Source organism: Rathayibacter sp. AY1B8 (assembly GCF_002932775.1).
Taxonomy (GTDB): domain Bacteria; phylum Actinomycetota; class Actinomycetes; order Actinomycetales; family Microbacteriaceae; genus Rathayibacter.
The window spans coordinates 82,006-100,053 of record NZ_PSWJ01000010.1; the positions used below are offsets into that span (position 1 = coordinate 82,006).

Sequence of the window (18,048 nt, forward strand, 5' to 3'; positions counted from 1 at the left end):
CGGGGCGGCCGTGCGCCTGCCGCCCCGGGATCCGGCCTCAGCCGTCGGTGAGGCGCCGCACGACCGCGTCGGCCAGCAGACGGCCGCGCAGGGTCAGCACGATCCGCCCCCGGAGCGCCGCCCGGCCGTCGACGAGGCCGTCGGCGATGAGCCCCGCCACCTCGCTGCGCCGACCGGCGTCGATCGCGTCGATGGGCAGCCCGTCCGCCAGGCGCGAGCGCAGCAGCACGTCCTCCACCCGCCGCGTGCCCGCGTCGAGCGTCTCCCGCCCGGCAGCGGGTGAGACCCCGGTGCTCAGCCGGTCGGCGTAGGCCGCCGGGTGCTTCACGTTCCACCAGCGCACGCCTCCGACGTGGCTGTGGGCGCCGGGACCGACGCCCCACCAGTCGTGGCCGAGCCAGTACGAGAGGTTGTGCCGGGAGCGGTGGGCGTCGTCGCGCGCCCAGTTGCTGACCTCGTACCAGGAGTACCCGGCCGCGGCCAGGCGCGCGTCGGCGAGCTCGTACATGTCGGCGGTGAGGTCGTCGTCCGGGGTCGCGACCTCGCCGCGGCGGATCTGCCGGGCGAGCTTCGTGCCGTCCTCCACGATCAGGGCGTAGGCCGAGAGGTGGTCCGGCCGGTTGGCGAGCGCGGAGTCGAGCGACCGCTCCCAGTCGGCCAGGGACTCCCCCGGCGTGCCGTAGATGAGGTCGAGGCTGACCTGCAGGCCGGCCTCCCTCGCCCACTCGACCACGAGCGGGACCCGCTCCGGGTCGTGGGTGCGCTCGAGCGTGGCGAGGACGTGCGGCACGGCCGACTGCATCCCGAAGCTGACGCGGGTGAAGCCCGCCTCGGCCAGCGCGCGGAGGTAGGCGGCATCGACGGAGTCCGGATTCGCCTCGGTGGTGATCTCGGCGTCGGGCGCGACCCCGAAGTGAGTGCGGAGGCCGCCCAGCATCCGCACCAGGTCGCCGGCGGGCAGGAGGGTGGGCGTCCCGCCGCCGAAGAAGACCGTGCGGGCGGGGCGCCGGGGCAGGCCCGCGCGCTCGAGCACGTCGGCGCCGAGAGCCATCTCGGTGATCGCCTCGTCGGCGTAGTCCTGCTGCTTCGCCCCGCGGAGCTCGGTCGCCGTGTAGGTGTTGAAGTCGCAGTACCCGCAGCGGACCCGGCAGAACGGCACGTGCACGTAGAGGCCGAGGTCCCGCTGCTCCACGCCGTCGACGACGGACGCGGGCAGTCCGCCGTCGAGCGGAGCAGGATCGGCGATCGGGAGGGCGCTCCCCACGTCAGCTGACGCGCGCCGGCAGCAGCGCGCGCAGGTACTTGGCGACCTGGCGCTTCTGCACGGCGCGCAGCACCGGCGCGCCCAGGCGGTAGAGACGGGTGGAGGGTCGCGAGAAGACCCGGATGACGAGCCAGACCGAGTCGTCCGCGCGCTTCTCGACGACGAAGGACTCCTCGCCGCTCTCGGGGTGGCCCTCGAGGGTGCCGTAGGCGAAGCCGACCTGGTCGGGCTCGTCGACGACGTAGACCACGCGGACCGGGGCGTCGAAGACGCGGCCGAGCAGGGTCACGCGGAGCACGGCGGTCACGCCGGCGGTGATGTAGGGGGTGCCGTCGGGAGCGAAGTGCTCCTCCGTCGGCCGGCTGACGAGGTCGATCGGGGTGCCCGCCGCGTCGAAGTTGACGCCGGTGTACTGCACGCCGCTCCCGCTGGTGATGTCGGTCACCTCGATGCCGCTGCCGCGCTGCACGCCCCAGGTCATCAGGGAGGCGGTGGTGATGGCGAAGCGCTCGTCGCCCGAGCCGAGACGGGCCTCGAAACGCTCGGCCGTGAAGCCGTCCGGCGGGTACTCGAGCAGGTCGGGTGCCAGAGTGCCGCCGACGGCCGCGTAGGTGACCTGCGGCTGGCCCTCGAAGTTGGAGCGGCGGATGCTCACGTCCCGACCTTCTTCCCGGACTCCTCGAGCGCGGCGCGCGTCGAGTCCGCGTGCCGGGTGGTGCTGTCCATCCGACCCAGCGTATCCGACCGTCGCCGCCCCGAGCCGGGAACGACGGAGGGCCCTCCCCCGCCGGAGCGGGAGGAGGGCCCTCGTCGTGGTGCGGGTCGGGTCAGCTGCAGGGCGTCAGCTTCGCCACGGCGTCCGAGAGGGTGCCGGTGCCGCCGAGGAGGACGACGCGCGTCGCTCCGCCGGCCTTGATGTCCTGCAGCACCTTGACCGGCACGCAGGTCGGGGGCACGGCGAAGAGGGGGCTCCCCGTAAGCCCGGCGGCCGCGGCTCCCGCCAGAGCGTCGGGGAAGTTCTCTCCGGTGGCCAGGAACACGGTCTTCGACCCGCGGGGGAAGGCCGCCAGGTTGAGCTGCTCCGAGGTGTCGTAGCGGTCGACCCCGCCGATGCGGTTGACGACCGGTCCGGCCGGCACCGTGAGGGAGTTCTGGATGCCGGCGCTGACCGACAGCTCGGATCCCGCGATGGTGAGCACCGGCGGCCGGAGCCGCGTCAGGATCCCGACAGTGGTCGGGTCGGCCGCCGGGAGGCCGCCGTTCACGAGGACGACGGGGGCGGAGTTCTTGCCCGCGGCGGCGGTGGCGCTGAGCGCGTCGGGGAACTTCTCGCCGGTCGCGAGCCAGGCCCCCTTCGGCGAGGTGCCGAAGGCGCTCTCGATGATCTTCCGCGACGTGTCGTAGCGGTCGGTGCCTCCGAGGCGGAAGACCCTCCCGTTCGCGTACTGGCCGAGGTCGGTCGCGAGGGCGTCGCTGACGCTGAGGTCGGAGCCGACGACGACGATCCGCTGGGGCTTGAGACGGGTGAGCTCGTCGCGCACGACCTGGCTCACAGAGTCGCGGTCGACCAGGAGGAGCGGGCCGCCCTGCTTCGCGGCGGCGGGACCGGCGCTGAGCGCGTCGGGGAAGTTCGCGCCGGTGGCGATGTAGACGACGGGGACGCCGGGGGTGTCGAAGGTCGCCTTCGAGATCTCGACGGCGGTGCCCTGGCGATCGGTGCCCGCGAGGCGGGTCACCGTCGGACCGTTGCCAGGGGTCGGCCCGGTGGTCGGCGGAGTCGTCGACGCGACGACCCTGAGGGGCACCCGGACGACGAAGGCGGAGCCCGCCGGCTGCTCGACACCGCGGCCGGCTCCCGTGACGCGGATGGAGGGAGCGCCCGTGAGCGAAGTGTCGCCGAAGTTCTGGTACCGGTCGTAGAAGTCCTGGTTCGGCTTCACCGCGACCGACGAGCCGTCGTCGAGGACCTTAGCGGGGGCGGTGAGCGCCGGGGTGCCGTCCGTTCCGACGGTGGCCCGGACGGAGGTGCCGAAGAAGCCGGGCACGCCCGTCTCGACGACGACGACGTCGCCGGCGCCCGCGTCGGTCAGGCTGCCGCCGCCGGCCCAGAAGACGCCGTCGTGGCGGGTCGAGCTCGGAGTGGTCGCGGACAGGTCGACCACGGCCGCGTCCTCGCCGCTCGCCGGAGCGACGGTCAGGCCGGCGGTGACGCTGAGGTCGAAGCCCGTCGTGGACTCGAGCGCCGGGGGGACGTAGGCGTCGTCCGCCTGCGGCGCCTCCGCGGTGAGGTCGAGCCTCACCGCGGGCTGCTCGAACGAGCCCACCGTGCGCTCGAGCGGGATCTCGATGGTGTTGGCGGCGGCGTCTACAGCCGAGGAGCCCGACACGAAGTCGGCATCGCTGGTGCTGAGGCGCCAGTCCACGGTCTCGTACCCCGGGTGCGACCACTCCGTGAACCCGGCGGACGCGCTCGCGGCCGGGAGCTCGACGGTGATGGTCTCCGCGTCGGAGGAGACGGACAGGCCCTTCGCGACGCCGAACTGGTCGATGTCCTCCCAGACGAAGGGCGCGGGCGACGCCTGCACCTCACGGCTCGCGGCTGATGCGGGTGCGGCGGCGACGAGCGATCCCGCCGTCACCGCTGCGACGCCCAGCAGCGCCGCCCCCGATCTGATCCAGTGCTTCCTCGTGCGTGCAGAGTCCACGGGCTTCCCCCTTGATCGTGATGAGAGGGCCGACCGTCGACGCTCCAGCCCCCGAGCGGATCGTCCTCGATCCGCAGCCGCGTCCAGCGCTCGAAAGCTACCTGGGAAGTGATCGGCGCCGCAATGGCCCCTCACCGCAGGTCCCCTCTCGGGGGGTGCGCCTCCGCTGGAGGAGTCCTACTTCTTGTCCTTGGTCTCGACGTCGCCCGAGAGCGCGGCGATGAACGCCTCCTGGGGGACCTCGACGCGGCCGACCATCTTCATCCGCTTCTTGCCCTCCTTCTGCTTCTCGAGGAGCTTGCGCTTGCGGGTGATGTCGCCGCCGTAGCACTTGGCCAGGACGTCCTTGCGCATCGCGCTGATCGACTCGCGGGCGATGATCCGGGCGCCGATGGCGGCCTGGATCGGCACCTCGAACTGCTGACGCGGGATCAGCTTGCGCAGGCGCCCCGTCATCAGCACGCCGTAGGCGTAGGCCTTCTCCCGGTGCACGATCGCGCTGAACGCGTCGACCTGCTCGCCCTGCAGCAGGATGTCGACCTTCACGAGGTCGGCCTCCTGCGAGCCGGCGGGCTCGTAGTCGAGCGAGGCGTAGCCGGCGGTCTTGGACTTGAGGTTGTCGAAGAAGTCGAAGACGATCTCGCCGAGGGGCATGTGGTAGCGGATCTCGACCCGGTCCTCGCCCAGGTACTCCATGCCGATCAGGGTCCCGCGGCGGCTCTGGCAGAGCTCCATGATCGTGCCGACGTAGTCCTTCGGCGCGAGGATCGCGGCCTTGACGATCGGCTCCGTGACGGCGGCGATCTTGCCGACGGGGAACTCGCTCGGGTTCGTGACGGTGACGGTCTTCTTGTCCTCCGTCGAGACCTCGTAGATGACCGAGGGCGCCGTGGTGATGAGGTCGAGACCGAACTCGCGCTGCAGGCGCTCGGTGATGATCTCGAGGTGCAGGAGGCCGAGGAACCCGCAGCGGAAGCCGAAGCCGAGCGCCACCGACGTCTCGGGCTCGTAGACGAGTGCCGCGTCCGAGAGCTTGAGCTTGTCGAGGGCCTCGCGCAGGTCCGGGTAGTCGCTGCCGTCGATCGGGTACAGGCCCGAGAAGACCATCGGGAGCGGCTCGGTGTAGCCGGGCAGCGCCTGCGTCGCGGGCTTCGACGCCGTGGTGACGGTGTCGCCGACCTTCGACTGGCGCACGTCCTTCACACCGGTGATCAGGTAGCCCACCTCGCCGACCGCGAGACCCTGCGTCGCGACGGGCTCGGGGCTCGACACGCCGATCTCGAGGATCTCGTGCGTGGCGCGGGTCGACATCATCTGGATCTTCTCGCGCGGCGAGAGCTTGCCGTCGATCATCCGGACGTAGGTGACGACCCCGCGGTAGGCGTCGTACACGGAGTCGAAGATCATGGCGCGCGCAGGGGCGGAGGGGTCGCCGACGGGCGGCGGGATGAGCTCGGTGACGCGGTCGAGCAGCGCCTCGACGCCCATGCCGGTCTTGCCGGAGACGCGGAGGACGTCGTCCGGGTCGCCGCCGATGAGGCTCGCGAGCTCCTTCGCGTACTTCTCGGGGTCCGCGGCCGGCAGGTCGATCTTGTTCAGGACAGGGATGATCGTGAGGTCGTTCTCGAGCGCGAGGTAGAGGTTCGCGAGCGTCTGGGCCTCGATGCCCTGCGCCGCGTCGACCAGGAGGATCGCGCCCTCGCAGGCCGCCAGCGAGCGGCTGACCTCGTAGGAGAAGTCGACGTGGCCCGGAGTGTCGATCATGTTCAGGGCGAACGTGCGCCCGTCGCGCTCCCACGGCATCCGCACGGCCTGCGACTTGATCGTGATGCCGCGCTCGCGCTCGATGTCCATGCGGTCGAGGTACTGCGCGCGCATCGCCCGGTCCTCGACGACACCCGTGATGCCGAGCATCCGGTCGGCGAGGGTGGACTTGCCGTGGTCGATGTGGGCGATGATGCAGAAGTTGCGGATGGACGCCGGATCGGTCGCGGCGGGCTCGAGCCCGGAGTGTGCACGTGGAGACATCGTGGGACCAGTGTCCCATGCCCGGCGGCGGAGGCCGGGACCGGCGGCTACAGATCGAGTCCGTAGGTGCGGGTGGGCTCGACGCCGGGCGGGTTCTCCCGCTCGCCGAGGCGGACGAAGCCCATGCTCTCGTAGAGGGCGTGCGCGGTGGTCATCAGCGTGCCGCTGTTCATCACGACCCGCTGGAGGCCCCGCTCGGCGGCGAGCATCACGACGAACTCGGTGAGCAGCCGCCCGAGACCCCGCCCGCGTGCCTCCGGGGCGACGGCGAGCAGCCGCCAGTCCAGCTCGCCGGGGCGGCCGAGCTCGTACAAGTTCGCGCCCGGGCGCGCAGTGGTGACCGTCGCGAGGATCCGCCCGTCGCCCTCGACGGCGACCCAGACCTCGCCCTCGACGTCGTGCCGGGCGACCGCGGCGACGTCGGCGGCGTACTCCTCCCCCAGCTCGTAGTCGTGGGCGTAGGCGGCGAGCCGCAGGCGCGAGACCTCGTCGTACTCCTGGGCCCGGACGCGCCGGACCAGCACCTCGGCGGCGCTCATCCGCGCACCGGGGCCGGGAGAGCGCGCAGCCCGTGCTCCAGCGCGGCGGGGTCAGCGGCGAGGCAGACGCGGATCCAGCCCTCGCCGGTGCGGCCGAAGGCGCTGCCGGGAGCGACGGCGACGAGGGTCTCGAGGAGGAACGACTCGACCCAGGAGGCGACGTCCCCGCCGGTCGCGTGCGCCATGTCGATCCACAGGTAGAACGCGCCCTCGGGCTCGCGGTAGGCGATCCCCCGCTCGTCGAGCACGCCCGTCGCGAGCCGCAGGTTGGCGAGGTAGTGGTCGGAGGCGGCGGCCACCGCGTCCTGCGGCCCGGTCAGAGCGGCGAGGGCGGCGCGCTGGTCCGGAGTGGCGACGCAGCTGATCGCCGCCTCCTGCACCGTGACCATGATCGACGTGAAGCCGGGAGGCGTCACGAGGTAGCCGACGCGGACGCCGGTCATCGCGTAGGTCTTCGAGAAGGAGAAGACGCTGAGGACGCGGTCGGCGTCGTCCCCGCGCTCCTGCGCGATCGCCGCGAGGCTCACGTGCGGGCGCCCGTAGGTGAAGTACTCGTAGACCTCGTCGCTGAGCACCCACAGGTCGTGGCGCCGGGCGATGTCGAGCAGGCGCTCGAGGACCTCCCTCGGGAACACCACGCCGAGCGGGTTGGACGGGCTGTTGACGATCAGGACGCGGGTCCGGTCCGTGATCAGGCGCTCGACCTCCTCGGGATCGGGGAGGAAGGCGTTCTCAGCGCGCAGCGTGTACGGCACGGGCACGGCGCCGATGGTCCGCGCATTGGTCGTGAAGACGGTGTAGCCCGGGTCGGGGATGAGCACCTCGTCGCCGGGCCCGAGCAGGAGCGTCATCGCCTGGTGCAGCGCCTGCGTGGCGCCGACGGTCACCCACACCTGCTCGACGTCCGCCTCGATGCCGTTGTCGCGCGCCAGCTTCTCCACGATGGCCCGCCGGAGCTCGGGCACGCCGCCGTTGGGCCCGTAGCGGGTGTCGTCGGCCGCCCACGCCGCTCGGGCCGCCTCGATGATGTGCGGCGCGGTCGGCACGTCGGGCTCGCCCACCGCGAGGAGCGTCACTCCGTCGAGCCGCAGTGCGATCTCGAACAGGTGGCGGATGCCCGAGGGCGGCACCGCGGAGAGGTGATCGGCGAGACGGGGCACCGGCGTCACGTTACCGGCGGGCCCGGACCGCGAGACGCCACGGCGGTCCGCCTCCCCCGGCGTGTCGCCCCGGCGGCCCCGACCCGGACGGCGCCGCACCCGCGGGCGCGGCGCGGTTGAAGGGTGACGACGGGTGCGCTAAAGTTCCTTGTTGGCTTGCGCTCCCCCTCCGGACACCCGGCAGGCGTGGAGTGATCAGAAGCCGGCGACCTCCAGTCGCACCGCAGGGCGTTCAGACGCCCGCGGAAGGGGCACTCCGTCGAGTAGCCGGCTGCACACACGCACATCCGAGAAGAAGGTAATCCACGTGGCAAACATCAAGTCGCAGATCAAGCGCAACCTCACCAACAAGAAGGCGAACGAGCGCAACAAGGCCGTCAAGAGCGAGCTGAAGACCGCCATCCGCTCGGTCCACACCGCCATCGCCGCCGGCGACACCGAGAAGGCCGGCACCGCCCTCGCCTTCGCCGCCAAGAAGCTCGACAAGGCCGCCAGCAAGGGCGTCATCCACAAGAACCAGGCCGCGAACCGCAAGTCGGCCATCGCGAAGCAGGTCGCCGCGCTGTAATACTGCGCGAAGCGGAAACGACGAAGGGTCCGGCCTCTGGCCGGGCCCTTCGTCGTTTCCGCTTCGCGGTCGACGGGCTCCTCGTGCCTCGTCGCCCGTCGCGCAGTCGGCTTCCGCGCTTGGTTGCGGTGGGAGGAGCGGGTTCCGTTCCGGGTACGTCGATCCGCTGACACGCGGATCGCCGGTGACCCTGCGAGGGCATCGTCCGGCTCTCGATCGGCTGCGGCCCGGTCGGCTACCGCGGAGGGTCGCGGGGGGAGGAGCGGAGAGCGTTTCGGGGTACGACGATCCGCTGACTCGCGGATCGCCGGTGACCCGCACCGATCTCGACGGGCTCCTCGTGCCTCGTCGCCCGTCGCGCAGTCGGCTTCCAGGGGTGGTCGCGGTGGGAGGAGCGGGTTCCGTTCCGGGTACGACGATCCGCTGACACGCGGATCACCGGTGACCCTGTGGGGTCGTCGTCCGACTCTTCGTCGGCCGCGGTGCGACCCTGCGAGGGGAGGTGATCCCCTCACTGCTGGTCGAGTTGCCGCGGAGCGGCGTATCGAGACACGCCGGGGACGAGGTCGGTGCGGATCGCGGGCGCAGGGCCTTTCGGGCGGGTCAGACGCCCCGGGCGGAGACGACGGAGACCATGCGCTCGAGGGCGTAGACGGGGTCGCGGGTGGCGCCCTTCACGTTGGCGTCGGCGTCGGCGACCGTCAGGATCGCGGTGCCGAGGCCCTCGCCGGTCCAGCCCTGCAGGTCGCGCCGGGCCCGGTCCACCTGCCACGGAGCGAGGCCCAGACGCGAGGCGACCTGGCCCGAGCCCTCGCGCGAGCCGGCGACCTTCGCCATGGTCCGCAGCTTGCTCGCGAACGCGGCGACGATCGGTACCGGGTCGGCGCCGGAGGCGAGGGCGTGGCGGAGCCCGAGCAGCGCCTCGCCGTGACGGCCCGCGATCGCGGAGTCGGCGACGGTGAAGGCCGTGGTCTCGACGCGGCCGCCGTAGTACTTCGCCACGGTCGCCTCGGTGATCTCGCCGGTGACGTCGGACAGCAGCTGCTGGCACGCCGACGCGAGCTCGTCGAGGTCGTCGGAGAAGGCAGACACCAGGGCTCGGACGGCACCGGTGGTCGCCGTGCGGCCGGCGGTGCGGAACTCGGCGATCGCGAAGTCGACCTTGTCGCTCTCGCGCTTGAGCTCGGCGCAGACGATCTCGATGCCGCCGCCCGTGCCCGAGCGGATGGCGTCGAGGAGCTTCTTGCCCCGGTTGCCGCCGCCGTGGCGGAGCACCAGGGTCGCCCCGTCCGCGGGCGCCGAGAGGTAGTCGAGGGTCTCGAGGAGGAACGCGTCCGTGCACTTCTCGACGTTCGAGACGCGGATGAGGCGGGGCTCGTCGAAGAGGGACGGGCTCGCGAGCGTCAGCAGCTCCCCCGGCGCGTAGCCGCCGGCGTCGATGTCGCTGACCTCGAGGCTCGGATCCTCGGCCCGGAGGAACTCACGGAGGAAGCGCAGCGCGCGGTCGGCGAGGAACTGCTCCGGGCCGGTGATCAGCACGATCGGCGCCGGCCGGGTCTGGTTCCAGGCGAGCTGCGGGATCGCCGCCTTCGAGGGCGCTGCCTTCGCGCGCGCCGGGGCCCTGCCTGCCATGCCGTGTCCTTCCGTGCCGCGCCCGTCCGAGCGCCCTCCACCCTACGGCCCGCTCACGGCGCCCCGAGGCCGCCGCGGGAGCCGTCGCGCCGCTCACCCAGACCGCGATCCCGTCGCTGCGGGACGCGAGCACGACCGTACCCTCGACATCCGACCTCAGCGCCTCGACCCCGCGCTCGGCCAGCAGAGCGAGGAGCGACGGATTCGGATGTCCGTAGTCGTTCTCCGCCCCGACGGAGATCAGCCCGACGCTCGCGCCGAGCGCGTCGTAGAGGGCGGGCGACTGGTCGGCGGAGCCGTGATGCGCGACCTTGACGACGTCGACCCGGCCGACCGGCAGCCGGGAGACGCGTCCCTGCTCCTGCTCGCCGAGGTCGCCCAGGAGCGCGACGGAGAGCGGGCCGCCGCGGGCGTCCGGGCCGATGTCGACCCGGAGGGTCACGCTCGCCTCGTTCCCCCGCAGCGCGCTCCGCCGCTCCGGCCACTCGACCCGCCAGCGCAGCGAGCCGAGCGCGCCGCTGTCGCCGCGGACCGCCTCCTGCACGGCGACCCCCGCGCCGGTGAGCGCCGCCCGGTCGCGCTCGTCGTCGCGGCCCGCGGCGGGCCCGACGAGCGCGGCGTCGGTCCGTCCGAGGACGGCCTGGAGCCCGCCGACGTGGTCGAGGTCGTAGTGAGTGAGCACCAGCAGCGGGATCCGGTCCACTCCCATCAGGCGGAGGCAGGCCTCGAGCGGTGCGGGCTCGGGCCCCGTGTCGACGAGCAGCACGCCCGCGTCTCCGCGGAGGAGGACCGCGTCGCCCTGCCCGACGTCGCACATCGCGACACGCCAGTCCTCGGGAACCGAGGCGGCGCGGAGGAGCGGCGTGGCGACGGTGGTGCCGCCGGCGGCGGCGATCGCGCACGCCAGCCCGACGGCGGCGACCCGGCGCACCCGCGCGAGCCGCGGCGACTGCGTGACCAGCACGAGGGCGAGCAGGGTCAGCACGGTGAGCGTGAGCGCTCCTCCTACTCCGGGCCACCAGGCGATCCTCGGGGCGGGCCACGAGTCGACGGCGCGGGCGATCGAGGCGATCCACCAGGCGGGGACGGCGGCGAGCCGGATCGCAGCGTCGGCGGCTCCGGGCCACCAGGGGGCGAGCAGGCAGCCGATGAGCCCGAGCCCGGTCGCGGCGGGTGCCGCGGGCTCGGCGAGCAGGTTGGCGAGCACTCCGTACACCGGCACCGACGGGTCCACGAGCAGCAGCACGGGCTGGCAGGCGAGCTGCGCCGCGGTCGGCACCGCGAGCAGCAGGGCGAGAGGCCGGGGCAGCACTCGACCGAGAGCGCCCGCGATCGGCTCGGCGAGCAGCAGGAGTCCGGCGGTGGCGAGGACGGACAGCACGAAGCCGAGCCTCCCCGCGATCGAGGGGTCGGCGGCCACGAGCACGACGACGGTCGCGAGCAGGGCGGGCACGGCCGCTCCGGAGCGACGCCCGAGCCGCGCGAGGAGGACCACCGTCGCCATCACGGCGGCCCGCACCACGCTCGGCTCGGGGGTCACCAGCACCACGAAGCCGGCGAGCAGGGCGAGGGCGGCGACGGTCCGGAGGCGGCGCCCGGCGCCGAGGAGCGCCGCGATCGTCCAGCCGGCGACCACCACCACGGCGCAGTTGGCGCCCGAGACGGCGGTCAGGTGGGTGAGCGACGCGGTGCGCATCGCCTCCTCGAGCCCCGCGTCGAGCGCGGACGTGTCGCCGGTCGCGAGGCCCGGCAGGAGCCCCGCCACGTCGCCGCCGACCAGCGCCGCGCGTTCGAGGAAGCGCGAGCGCAGCACCTCCGCGACGGCCGCCGCTCCCCCGGGACCGCGCCGGTCCTGAACGGACGCCGCCCTCAGCATCGTCGCCTCGCCGACGGGCGCCTCCTGCGCCGCAGCACGCGCCTCCAGGTCGAGCTCGGCGCCCACCGGCAGCCGACCGCCGGGATCGGCGAGCAGCACGCGGACGGGGGCCGCGGTCGACGCGTCTCCCACCCGCAGCGCCGTCGCGTCGAACCACACTCCCCCGGTCGCGAGCGGTCGGGCACCCGTGTCGACGCGCACGGTGACCGGGGTGAGGGCGCGATCCTCCTGTGCCTCCCGCAGCGACGCCGGGTGGTCACCGGGCGCCGCGGCGACGACGGAGGTGAGGGCGAGGGCGGCACCCGCGCCCCCGACGAGCACCGCTCCGACCAGCCGCCCGCCGAGGCCGCGCCGGAGCAGGACGCACGCCGCCCCGAGCAGCACCCAGCCCGCGGCGCACCACGAGAGGCCCCCGTCGAGCACTGCCGCGACCGGCAGCATCCCGGCCGCCCACGCGGTGGTCCAGGCGGCCACCGCTGCCGGCAGGAGCCGCAGGTCCGCCGCCCGCACGCTCCTCACGGCGCGACCTGGTCGCGGAACGCGGCGAGCGTCTTCTCGCCGATCCCGGGGACCTCGAGCAGCTGGTCGACGGAGGAGAACGGGCCGTTCGCCTCCCGGTGGGCGACGATCTTCTTCGCGGTCGCCGGGCCGATCTCGGGCAGCTCCTCCAGCTGGGCCGCCGTCGCCGTGCTCAGGCTCAGCACGGATCCGGCGGCGGAGGCTCCTCCTGGAGCGGCCCCGCCCGGAGCCGCTCCCGCCGCGGCCGGCGCCGCTCCCACGGCCGGCACGACGATCTGCTCGCCGTCCACGAGCCTCCGGGCCAGGTTGACCGCCGCGCGCTCCGCCGACTCCTGGAACCCTCCGGCGGCGGCGACCGCGTCCGCCACCCGCGCCTCCGGCGACAGGACGTACAGCCCCGGAGAGGCGACCTCGCCGGCCACGTGAACGTACAGCGACTCGACCGCCGCAGCAGCGGGCGCGCTCGTCGACACGGCGGGCTCCAGGACCCGCTCATGACCGCTCGACCGCGCTCCCGCGAGCAGCACCGCGACCACCGCGGCGCCGATGACGAGCACGACCGCCGCTCCCACTCCCACGCGCCAGCGCGGGCGGGCGCGGCGGGGCCGCAGCAGCGCCGTCAACTGCTCGTCGTCCGTCCCGCTGGTCTCTGGCATCCGCCGACGGTAGGACCCGCGTCACCGCCCGGAGCGGCCGCCGACACCGATCCGGGGACAGCCCGCCGGATCGCCTCCCTGTGGAGGAGAGAGCAGCACCGGCGCAGGACGGACGACGGGGCCCCTCCTGCGAGAGGAGGAGCCCCGTCGGGACGGATCGGCGGCTAGACCGCCTTCGTCACCAGGTTCACCAGGCGCGGCGCCCGCACGATCGCCTTCACGACCTCGCGGCCGACGAGAGCCCGGGCGACGCCGGCCGTGGCCCGCGCCTTCTCCTCGAGCTCGTCGGAGGAGATCTTCGGCGAGACCTCGAGCCGGTCGCGGACCTTGCCGTCGACCTGCAGGATCGCCGTGACCTTCTCCTCGACCAGCAGCGACGGGTCGGCCTTGCGCCACAGCGCGTGCGCGACGGTGCCCTCGTAGCCCAGACGGTGCCACATGTCCTCGGCCGTGTACGGCGCGAACAGGTTGAGAGCCATCGCGACCACCTCGACCGCCTCGCGGACCGCGGGGTCCCCGGCCCCGGCACCCGAGTCGACGACCTTGCGGGTCGCGTTGACGAGCTCCATCAGCCGCGCGACCACGACGTTGAACTTGAACGCCTCGATCAGCGACGGGGACTCCGCGAGGAAGCGGTGGGTCTGGCGGCGCAGAGCCGCGTCGCCCGACTTCCACTCGACGTCGGGCCTCGAGGTGACGTCCTTCGCCAGGCGCCAGGCGCGGGCGAGGAACTTCGCGCTGCCGCCGGGCGAGACGTCGGCCCAGTCGATGTCGTCCTCGGGCGGGCCGGCGAACGCCATCGTCAGGCGCACGGCGTCGACGCCGAACTCGTCCAGCTGGTCCGAGAGGCGGACGATGTTGCCCTTCGACTTCGACATCGCCGCGCCGTCCATCTGCACCATGCCCTGGTTGAGCAGCGCCGTGAAGGGCTCCGTGAACGACACGTAGCCCAGGTCGAACAGCACCTTGGTGATGAAGCGCGCGTACAGCAGGTGCAGGATCGCGTGCGTCACGCCTCCGACGTACTGGTCGACGGGCGCCCACTTCTCGGCGAGCTTCGGATCGAAGGCCTGCGTGTCGTCCTTCGGCGAGAGGAAGCGGAGGAAGTACCACGAGGAGTCGACGAAGGTGTCCATCGTGTCCGGGTCGCGGCGCGCGGGCGAGCCGTCCACCGGGTGCGGCACGTTCACCCAGTCCTCCGCCGCTCCGAGCGGCGACGAGCCCTTCGGCTGCAGGTCGAGGCCGTCGGTGGAGGGCAGGACGACGGGCAGCTGGTCCTCGGGCACCGGCACGAGCTCGCCGTCGGCTCCGTGGATGATCGGGATGGGGGTGCCCCAGTAGCGCTGACGCGAGATCAGCCAGTCGCGCAGGCGGTAGTTCTTGGCCGAGCGGCCGCGGCCGCGCTCCTCGAGCATCCTGATGACGCGCTCGATGGCGGTGCGCTTGGAGAGCCCGTCGAGCGGCCCGGAGTTGATCAGGCGGCCGTCGCCGGTCAGCGCCTCGCCGGTCGTGGCGGGGTCGAGCGAGTACTCCTTCTCGAGCGCGGCCAGCTCCTCCGGGTCCTCCGGGATGACCGGGATCGCCCCGGTGACGGAGGCGTTGGTGTCGACGACCACGCGCACGGGCAGGTCGAAGGCGCGGGCGAAGTCGAGGTCGCGCTGGTCGTGCGCAGGCACGGCCATGACGGCTCCGTGGCCGTAGTCGGAGAGGACGTAGTCGGCGGCCCAGATCGGCAGCCGCTCGCCGTTCACGGGGTTCACCGCGTAGCGGCCGAGGAACACGCCGGTCTTGGGGCGGTCGGCGGTCAGGCGCTCGATCTCGCTCGACTTCTGCACCGTCTCGAGGTAGCTGCGGAACGCGTCGCGGATCGCGGGCTCGGAGCCCTCGACCAGCTCGGAGGCGAGGTCGGAGTCGGGCGCGACGACCATGAAGGTCGCCCCGTAGAGCGTGTCGGGGCGCGTGGTGAAGACGGTGACGCGCTCGTCGCGGCCCTCGATCTCGAACTCGACGTCGGCGCCGATGGAGCGGCCGATCCAGTTGCGCTGCATGGCGATGACCTTCGACGGCCAGGACCCCTCGAGCTGGTTCAGGTCGTCGAGCAGGCGGTCGGCGTAGTCGGTGATCTTGAAGTACCACTGCGTGAGCTTCTTCTTGACCACGACCGCGCCGGAGCGCTCGGAGGTGCCGTCCGCCAGGACCTGCTCGTTCGCCAGGACCGTCTGGTCCACCGGGTCCCAGTTGACCCAGCTGTCCTTGCGGTAGGCGAGGCCCTTCTCGTACATCTTGAGGAACAGCCACTGGTTCCACTTGTAGTACTCGGGGTCGGAGGTGTGCAGCACGCGGTCCCAGTCGAAGGACGCGGCGTAGCGCTTCATCGAGCGCTTCTGCTGCTCGATGTTGTCGTAGGTCCAGGTGACCGGGTTCAGCCCGCGCTTGATCGCGGCGTTCTCGGCGGGCAGGCCGAAGCTGTCCCAGCCGATCGGGTGGAGGACGTTGAAGCCCTGCTGGCGCCAGTAGCGCGCGATCACGTCTCCGAGCGCGTACGCCTCGGCGTGGCCCATGTGCAGGTCGCCCGAGGGGTACGGGAACATGTCGAGCACGTACTTGCGGGGGCGCTTGTCCTCGGGGTCGTCCGTCGCGAACGGGCGCGTCTCCTCCCAGATCGGGAGCCACTTCTCCTGGAGCGCTCGGAAGTCGTAGCGCTCCTCGTCGCTCGCGCCGGTCTGCCGGGAGGTGTCTTCTGCCACAGGTGCTTCTCACTTCTGAAGGAGGGGGAGAACGCGCACGCGTGGGCGGCTGCGTTCGACCATCAACCCTACTGGCCCCGCGCGCACGGCAGACGAACGCGGCGCCCGCTCACTCCTCGGCGGCGCCCAGCACCGCGAGGAGCGCCCGCGCCTTCAGCCGCGTCTCCTCGACCTCCTCCTCCGGCACCGAGAGCGCGGTGATGCCGCCGCCGGTCCCCAGGCGGGCGCGCTCGCCGTCGAGCACGAGGGTGCGGATGGTCATCGCGAGGTCCAGCGAGCCGTCCGAGCCCAGGCGGCCGAAGGCGCCGGAGTAGACGCCGCGGGGACCGCCCTCCCACTCCCGCAGCAGCTCCACCGCCCGGCGCTTGGGCGCTCCCGTCATCGAGCCGGCCGGGAAGAGGGCTGCGATCAGCTGGGCGATCCCGACGCCCGGCGCGCGGCGGGCCGAGACCTCGCTGACCAGCTGGTGGACGTGCGGGTAGCTCTCCACCTCGAGCAGGCGGTCGACGACGACGGAGCCGGGGGCGGCGATCCGGGCGAGGTCGTTGCGGACGAGGTCCACGATCATCACGTTCTCGGCCCGCTCCTTCACGCTCGACACGAGCTCGACCCGGAGCGCGCGGTCCTCGTCGGCGTCCCGGCCCCGGGGGCGCGTGCCCTTGATGGGATGCGTGGCGACGCGTCCATCGGCCCCGCCGGTGAGGAACCGCTCGGGCGAGGCGCTGACGAGCGCGAGCGGGCCGAGGCGGATCAGCCCGCCGTGATGGCTCGGGCTGGAGCGGCGGAGGCGACGGTACGCCTCGACCGGATCGAACCGGCCCTCGACGACGATCTCGTCGGTGAGGCAGAGCTGGTAGGCGTCCCCCGCGCGGATGGCCTCCTGGCAGCGGCCGATCAGCGCCGTGTACTCGGCGGCGGAGTGACGGCGGACCGGGACGCCGGCGGGCTCGGGATCCGCGGGGTCCGCGGGTGCGAGCGCGCCGACGAGCTCGAGCAGGCGCACGGTGAGCTCCTGCGCGTCTCCCGTGGCGACCAGGCGGACGGTCCGGGTGCCGTGGTCGAACTCGAGCACGGGGTCGCCCCGGAGCAGGGCGAGGGCCGGCGGATCCGCGGGGCCGGTCGGCGCCGAGGGCAGGGAGACGGAGGCGGCTCCCGCCTCGTAGGAGATCCAGCCGTAGCGGCCGAGCGCGCGGTCGCCCGCGGGGGCCTCGTCGTCGACCGCGGCGAGCGCCGCCGCCACGTCGCCGCCGGCCTCGACGAGGAGCACGTCCTCGCGGGCGCACGCCCCGAGGTAGGAGCGGCCGCTCGTCGCTCCGAGGCCCGAGTCGAGCCAGAACGACGCCTCGGCCGTGGCGAACAGGGCGTGGTGCGCGAGCTCCGGATCGACCCAGGGCAGCTCGACCGAGCGGACGTGCCGATCCTCCGAGACCACTGGGCTAGCGTAGGCGGTCGTGGACGGCGAGCAGGTTCGGGAGTGGGACGGGCGGGCCCTGACGAGCGTTCCCGAGCCGCCCGGCACCTCCCTGGACGCGGCCGACTCCTGGCTGGTGGACGAGGGACGCGTCCGCGGGCTCGACCTGCACCGCGAGCGGTTCGCCGCCTCCGTCGCCTCGGCGGGCGGGCACCCGGACGTCGAGCCGTTCCTCCACGCCGCGATCGCCGCCCTGCCCCGCGAGGGCCGCTCCTTCCCCCGCGTCGAGCTCTCGGGAGGCGCCCTGCGGCTCCGGCTGCGATCCGCCCCGCCGACGACCCGCTCCGTGGTGCTGTGGACGAGCCCCGTGGATCCGCGCCGGACACCGTCCTGGAAGGGGCCGGACATCGCACGTCTCGCCCTCCTGCGGACGCGCGCGCACGCCGCGGGAGCGGACGAGGCCGTGCTGCTCGACGCCGAGGGCGCCGTCATCGACGGAGCGAGCAGCGCGATCCTGTGGTGGCTGGGCGACGCGCTGGTCGTCCCTCCGGCGACGAGCACCCGCGTGCGCAGCGTGACGGCTCGCACCGTCTCGGTGCTCGCCGGCGCGCTCGGCGTGGACGTGATCGAGGCCCCGGCCGAGCCGGAGTCGCTCGAGGGCCGTGAGGTCTGGACGGCCAACGCCCTGCACGGTCTGCGGCTGGCGACCGCCTGGGCGGACGGACCGGCGCTCGCCGCGGAGCCGGGCCGCCTGGACGCCTGGCGGAAGCGGCTGGACGCTCTCAGGCGGCCTCTCCCAGCGCTCTGACCCGCGGAGGACCTCAGCTCCCGCGCGTCCCCCAGACGGAGGGCCCCCGTTCCGGTCGCACTCGTGCGTCCGCCGTGCGAGCATCGAGTACCCCCTCTTCCGGCCCCCGCCGGCCACTCGAGAAAGTCCTGCGAT

13 protein-coding genes are annotated in these 18,048 nt (G+C 73.2%); 2 read left to right on the plus strand and 11 right to left on the minus strand.

The features are described from left to right. Positions 1-37 precede the first annotated feature (37 nt). The 6 genes from hemW to C5C63_RS08505 all read right to left on the minus strand — a co-directional run bounded on the left by hemW (position 38) and on the right by C5C63_RS08505 (position 7,696). Positions 38-1,264: a radical SAM family heme chaperone HemW gene (hemW, locus tag C5C63_RS08480; protein WP_104325853.1), complete on the minus strand. Its 1,227-nt coding sequence runs from the start codon at positions 1,262-1,264 to the stop codon at positions 38-40. A gap of 1 nt (position 1,265) precedes the next feature. Next, positions 1,266-1,919, minus strand: a complete 654-nt coding sequence (locus C5C63_RS08485) for a DUF1990 family protein (RefSeq protein ID WP_244229440.1) — start codon at positions 1,917-1,919, stop codon at positions 1,266-1,268. Positions 1,920-2,091: 172 nt separating this feature from the next. Then, the gene (locus C5C63_RS08490; protein ID WP_146086371.1) at positions 2,092-3,969 is read right to left on the minus strand and encodes a cell wall-binding repeat-containing protein; all 1,878 of its coding nucleotides are present in this window, start codon (positions 3,967-3,969) and stop codon (positions 2,092-2,094) included. Positions 3,970-4,146: 177 nt separating this feature from the next. After that, complete coding sequence (gene lepA, locus C5C63_RS08495) at positions 4,147-5,997, minus strand: translation elongation factor 4 (RefSeq protein WP_104223127.1); 1,851 nt, start codon at positions 5,995-5,997, stop codon at positions 4,147-4,149. A 47-nt stretch (positions 5,998-6,044) separates the two neighbouring features. Next, positions 6,045-6,536 carry a GNAT family N-acetyltransferase gene (locus tag C5C63_RS08500; protein ID WP_104223126.1) on the minus strand — a complete coding sequence of 164 codons (492 nt, stop codon included), beginning with the start codon at positions 6,534-6,536 and terminating at the stop codon, positions 6,045-6,047. Next, a complete protein-coding gene (locus C5C63_RS08505) occupies positions 6,533-7,696 on the minus strand; it encodes a pyridoxal phosphate-dependent aminotransferase (RefSeq protein WP_104248213.1) in 1,164 nt (387 codons plus the stop codon). Before C5C63_RS08505 ends, C5C63_RS08500 begins: the two co-directional genes overlap by 4 nt. Before the next feature lie 307 nt (positions 7,697-8,003). Here C5C63_RS08505 and rpsT point away from each other — a divergent pair, with 307 nt between their 5' ends. Further along, entirely contained in the window at positions 8,004-8,264 is a 261-nt protein-coding gene (gene rpsT / locus C5C63_RS08510) for a 30S ribosomal protein S20 (protein WP_097165711.1), read from the plus strand. 603 nt (positions 8,265-8,867) lie between these two features. On the opposite strand, the gene holA is transcribed toward rpsT, so the two are convergent. The 5 genes from holA to pabB form a co-directional block, all read right to left on the minus strand. Further along, positions 8,868-9,845, minus strand: coding sequence for a DNA polymerase III subunit delta (gene holA / locus C5C63_RS17385; RefSeq protein WP_244229664.1), 978 nt, complete (start codon positions 9,843-9,845; stop codon positions 8,868-8,870). Beyond that, complete coding sequence (locus C5C63_RS08520; RefSeq protein ID WP_146076986.1) at positions 9,745-12,291, minus strand: ComEC/Rec2 family competence protein; 2,547 nt, start codon at positions 12,289-12,291, stop codon at positions 9,745-9,747. Before C5C63_RS08520 ends, holA begins: the two co-directional genes overlap by 101 nt. Next, a complete protein-coding gene (locus C5C63_RS08525; RefSeq protein ID WP_104255142.1) occupies positions 12,288-12,947 on the minus strand; it encodes a ComEA family DNA-binding protein in 660 nt (219 codons plus the stop codon). Before C5C63_RS08525 ends, C5C63_RS08520 begins: the two co-directional genes overlap by 4 nt. Before the next feature lie 164 nt (positions 12,948-13,111). Then, entirely contained in the window at positions 13,112-15,694 is a 2,583-nt protein-coding gene (leuS, locus tag C5C63_RS08530; protein ID WP_104234466.1) for a leucine--tRNA ligase, read from the minus strand. Between the two features lie 109 nt (positions 15,695-15,803). Further along, complete coding sequence (gene pabB / locus C5C63_RS08535; RefSeq protein ID WP_104325855.1) at positions 15,804-17,126, minus strand: aminodeoxychorismate synthase component I; 1,323 nt, start codon at positions 17,124-17,126, stop codon at positions 15,804-15,806. A gap of 19 nt (positions 17,127-17,145) precedes the next feature. On the opposite strand from pabB, the gene C5C63_RS08540 reads away from it, so the two are divergent. After that, positions 17,146-17,913 carry an aminotransferase class IV gene (locus C5C63_RS08540; RefSeq protein ID WP_258065417.1) on the plus strand — a complete coding sequence of 256 codons (768 nt, stop codon included), beginning with the start codon at positions 17,146-17,148 and terminating at the stop codon, positions 17,911-17,913. The last annotated feature ends 135 nt before the right edge of the window (positions 17,914-18,048 follow it).